The sequence below is a fragment of the Peptococcaceae bacterium genome, assembly GCA_024655825.1.
In the GTDB taxonomy this organism is placed as follows: domain Bacteria; phylum Bacillota; class Peptococcia; order DRI-13; family PHAD01; genus JANLFJ01.
This window is the reverse complement of sequence record JANLFJ010000072.1, coordinates 1-4,951: the sequence shown is the minus strand read 5'-3', so window position 1 is coordinate 4,951 and position 4,951 is coordinate 1. Positions and strand designations below refer to the sequence as shown.

Annotated in this window: 5 protein-coding genes; 4 read left to right on the top strand and 1 reads right to left on the bottom strand. The window is 42.4% G+C overall.

The features are described 5' to 3' along the window. Positions 1–306 (bottom strand): IS21 family transposase (locus NUV48_15280; protein ID MCR4443495.1); only part of this gene is annotated, 306 nt, incomplete at its 3' end. A gap of 553 nt (positions 307–859) precedes the next feature. Between NUV48_15280 and NUV48_15275 the strand changes: the two genes are divergently transcribed. The 4 genes from NUV48_15275 (at position 860) to NUV48_15260 (ending at position 4,912) form a co-directional block, all read left to right on the top strand. Beyond that, positions 860–1,699 (top strand): M23 family metallopeptidase, encoded by an 840-nt coding sequence (locus tag NUV48_15275; GenBank protein ID MCR4443494.1) that lies wholly within the window; start codon positions 860–862, stop codon positions 1,697–1,699. 16 nt (positions 1,700–1,715) lie between these two features. Further along, a complete protein-coding gene (locus tag NUV48_15270; protein ID MCR4443493.1) occupies positions 1,716–2,744 on the top strand; it encodes a hypothetical protein in 1,029 nt (342 codons plus the stop codon). Between the two features lie 345 nt (positions 2,745–3,089). After that, positions 3,090–4,571, top strand: a complete 1,482-nt coding sequence (gene istA, locus NUV48_15265; protein MCR4443492.1) for an IS21 family transposase — start codon at positions 3,090–3,092, stop codon at positions 4,569–4,571. Then, complete coding sequence (locus tag NUV48_15260; GenBank protein ID MCR4443491.1) at positions 4,568–4,912, top strand: ATP-binding protein; 345 nt, start codon at positions 4,568–4,570, stop codon at positions 4,910–4,912. Before istA ends, NUV48_15260 begins: the two co-directional genes overlap by 4 nt. Positions 4,913–4,951 lie beyond the last annotated feature (39 nt).

Genomic DNA, 4,951 nt, shown 5'->3' with positions numbered 1-4,951 from the left:
GTAATTTAAGGCTTTATCAATGGCGATAGCGGTATGTGCATTTATTGTCTTTTCGATGAGGCTGAACTGATCCCGGGCATATCTGGCCTTCAAACGACGGACTTGGGTGAGAAAAACATGAGCATCCTCGTTTTCGCCCAGAACCTTAAGAAGACCGTCTTGAATGCTGTCCAGCTTCTTGGTGGTATCCCGCTTGTGGTTGTTGTTTTGTACTAGTTCTCCTTTGTTTTTGGAGATTTTATGTTCAGCAATGAGATAGCCATCGAAATCATCCCGTATTTTCAGGATTTCTCCCTCAATATCCAAGCTTACTTTCCTGCCTGGGCTATAGGTTCCCAGGGGAAGGGTATACCGGTTACCCTTGTAGAATATTGTATGTTTAATAATGGGTATTGACCATAAGTAAGCGATATGATACCATAATATGTAATTATATGACATAATAGGTAATTTAAATTAAATTTTGGTAATAAAGAAAGAGAATTTTGCTGACCGATATGCGGAGGGAGGTGTATATTCATAATTATGTCTACTAGTAAAAAAAATATTAAAATCTAACTTTGATTCTGCTGCAAAAACCCTCTTTTTTTAGAAATGATGTATAAACATACGCTGTCGGGCTGGTTTATGCATCAAAAATCCTGATATTTTAATAAATATTCACTGATTATTAGTTTTTGCAGCAGAATCAACTTTTATTCAGCTGAATTTAAAACAAGGTAGTCCTGGAGTTGTTTCAAGAAACCACCACAATCAACCAAATGACGCAAAGTGTGGAATAAAACTATGATATTCTTAGAAGTTTGAAAGTAAGATATTAAAATAATTTTTTAAGATAATTTACAATAAGGGGATGTTTATGTTGATAATAAAAAGAAATTTATGTAAATACGCTTTACCAATTCTTTTAATTATGGGAATACTAATAACTAAACTATACTCCCCTGTTATGGCGGTTTACGGGGGTATTAATTTAGTTGCTCCAGTTTCAGCTCCCGTTAATGCAGGGTATTTATATGCTGAAAAGCTTACTTCATCGAGCACATACGGTCATCATGGTCTCGACTTTGCCGCTGCATCTGGTTCAGATGTATACGCTGCCTATACTGGTAAAGTGGTAACCAAGGCAGATCTTGGTGGTGATTCATACGGTAAATATATAATTATTGAATCAGATCATCCTAATTATCCAGGAGTAAAATTTTATCATTTATATGCGCATTTAAGTGATTATTCAGATTGCCCCGCCGTTAATCAAACGGTTTATCAAGGAAATAAGATTGCAGAATCTGGCAGTTCAGGAGGTGCAACAGGTCCTCATTTACACTTTGAAATTAGGATGGGAACTAACAGTTGGTATAGTCAAAGAAATCCTGAAGGGCTTTTATCAAGAAGTACTTCTGATGGATATGGTGGGGTACTTGGTGAAGTACGTACTTCAGGTGGGAGCTGGGCTAGGTATAAAAGAATATCTGGAGCAACAAAAGGTACAGATATTAATTATGGAGCATCATATTCATATTTTGTAATGGCAAATGGAAATCCTTTTCCAGATGAAGCTTCTTATGGTATAAACTATTATATAGCTAGAGCAAATACAGGTAATATAACACTTAGTTATGATTATGGGGCAAGAACACAGAATGTAACAATTTATGCAAATACTGATTATAAAGTAAATACGATTTATTTACCTTAGAGGAGGAATATTAATTATGAATAAAAAAATAAAAATCATAGTATTAGTCTTTACAATTCTAATTAGTTTTGCAGGCATTGCATATAGTATAGCTAATTCGATATTTTTAAAAGATATGATTATTGAAAACGGCTTATATGAAACCAATCCCCCAATTGTTAATGCCAGTGATGCTGAGAGCCTTTCAAATATTAATATTAATTGTTTAGAAAATATATCCGATGACGGAAGTTTTGTTTTTGAGGTTCGTGATAACAAAAATAATGAAACGATTGGGAAATATTACTACAAACCATGGTTGGAAAAAAAACCTATCTACCATGAACTACCCAATGGAGATGTTATCTTAGGAAAAAATAAACTCTTCAATAATCAAGATAAAAAAATACATCCACTAAGCTTAGATGATAAAATAGCAGTATTTGATTACTCTGTTAATAATAATAAAATAGCCTATATAGGTAAAAATAATGGTCGAATTAATATCTATATAAGGAATTTAGGGGATAATAAGGTGGAGATAATTGACTCATATCAATATCCAGAATTCTATAATGCTGAAAATGTATTTTTGGAATGGGGTAAAGAAGATTTACTATTTTATGATTATTGTCAAAATGAAAAACCAATAGTTAAAGTTTATGATATGAAAAACGGTCAGAAAGAGACTTTCATGGAATGTGCTATGAATCCTCAAATATCCCCAAATGGTAAATTTATGGTTATTCAATCAATGACTGGTTTTGATAAAAACGAACGTCAAACTGCGGAACTAAATATTATTGAAATTACTAATAAGTCTCATGTTTCAAAACTGAATGGTTCAAATCACTTGTTTTGGGTATCAGATTATATTATAAACTGGAATGTTGATAATTCTACTTTAGAAGTACATGATCTTAATAACAATGGAGTAAAAATAAAAGATATTCCGGTAGAAGGGCTACCAACTGAAATAAAAACTGAAAACACTCATTTAAAGATTAAAACTTATAAATTTATAAATAACACATTTACAATAAACAATAATGATGTTAACCTTTAAATAATACAATGGTTCTGTAAATAGTTAGCAACTACAACTTGACCATCCTTGCGGGAAAGCTTTTTGCTTTCCCGCATTTTTTAATAAACTTTTCACTTATACCCTGTCAACCGCTATTTGATATATTAGCGGGCAATTCTATACCTCGTTTGCGAAGGTGTTCGCGCATGGTCTTGACATCCTTAAGGTGTGCAGCGATAAGATCCAGATATTGAGAATGCTATTATAAAAGTGATCCATTTTTGAGGGTTGTGCTACCGTAAAAGTGATCCACCCTGATACCACATCCTGTACAATGAACTGGAAATTGGTTCACGGTACAGGAGGCGATGAAGGGTGATCGAAATGGACATTTACGAAAAAATCCGTTACCTGTATGCGGTTGAACACCTCTCCCAGAGGGCCATTGCCGAAAGGCTGGGGATCTCCCGTAACACAGTAAAGAAGTACTGCCACGGGAACCACTTACCGGGGGAAGCCTCACCCCGGAACCGGGAAGCTCCGGTCACTGGACCTGTAAGGGATCTGGTATCCCGGTGGCTCGCGGATGATGAACTGGCTCCCCCCAAGCAACGCCATACTGCTAAGCGCATTCATGACCGGCTGGAAGAACTCGGCTACCGGGCAGGAGAATCCACCATTCGCGAACTGGTCCGGGAGATACGGGCGCAACGGGCAAAACCTTATGTACCTCTTGCCTTTGACCCCGGAGAGGCGGTGCAGGTGGACTGGGGCGAAGCCAAGGTATTCATGGACGGGGTCAAGACCACGGTACAGCTATTTTGCATGCGGCTATGCCATAGTGCCGCCCCCTTTGTGATGGCCTTTCCCAACCAGCGGGAGGAATGCTTCCTAGAGGGCCATCGCCAGGGTTTTGAATTCTTTGGCGGAGTGCCCCAACGGGCGATCTATGACAACACCAAGAATGCTGTCAAGTCGGGTTGGGGTAGATATGTAACCGAGGAACAGCCCCGTTTCAGGACTTTCAGAGCTCACTACGCCTTCCGGGCAGACTTCTGCAACCCCGGCGCCGCCAATGAGAAGGGGCTGGTAGAAAACCTGGTGGGGTACATCCGCCGCAACGTACTGGTCCCGGTGCCCCGGGTGAGAGACTGGTCAGAGCTCCAGGCAGCACTGCTCCATCGTTGCCGGAAGTATCAGGACCACCGCATTGCCGGGCGTTCAGGGAACGTGGGAGAGTACCTGGCAATAGAACAGGCCTCCCTGACCCCGCTGCCCGGGCGACCCTTTAAGACGGCCCTGGTAACAGAAGCCAAGGTGTATCCTGACGGCATGGTGGTTTTTGATCGCAACCGCTATTCCGTGCCAATCAACCTGGTAGGGCATACCTTAACGGTGAAAGGTTATCCTTTACAGGTAGAAATCTACCGGCATAACACCCTGGTGGCCATGCACCAGCGGGTTTATGGCAAGGGGGAATACCGGTGGAACCCAGCACACTACATTCCCCTTTTAGAACAGCGCCCCAGAGCCATTCAGAACGCCCGGCCCTTAAAAGAGACCTTGCCTTCGGGGTTCTGGTCCTTTCGCCAGCAGATCCGTGGCACGGACCCCGACCGGGAGTTTTTAGAGATCGTAAAGCTGGCCGTTACCTACGGCCAAGAGGCAGTAGGCGCAGCGGTGGAGAAGGCCGCTGCCCAGCACCAGTACAGTTACCAGGCGGTACGCCTGCATCTTTTGGAGTCCCGGGCCGGGGAAGCGCCTGTAATACCTCCCCTCCGGAACATTCCTGGCGACATGCCGACAGTAGAAGAAGTGCGCTGGCAGGACTATGACCGCCTTCTCTTAGGAGGTGTAGCCCTGTGACACCGACCGCTAGCCTGATCCAGCTATACGCCAAGCAACTGCGCCTGCCCACCTTCGCCCGCTTCGAGCAGGTGGTACGGGAGGCGGAAACCCAGGGCTGGGGCTACGGAGACTTCCTGTATCACCTAATGACCCAGGAAATCGAGAACCGCCAGGAAAATCAACGCCAGCGCCGGATACGTGCCGCCGGGTTCCCCCTGAAAAAGACCCTGGATACCTTCGACTTCCGTCACACCCCACACCTGGAGGAGGCCTTTATTTGGGAACTGGCCAAAGGCCGGTTCATTGCCGAACACCGTAACGTGGTCATGATCGGTAACCCTGGTGTGAACGGTCAATAAAAATACATCATTTTCGGCCATTTAAAATGCAGCACTTAG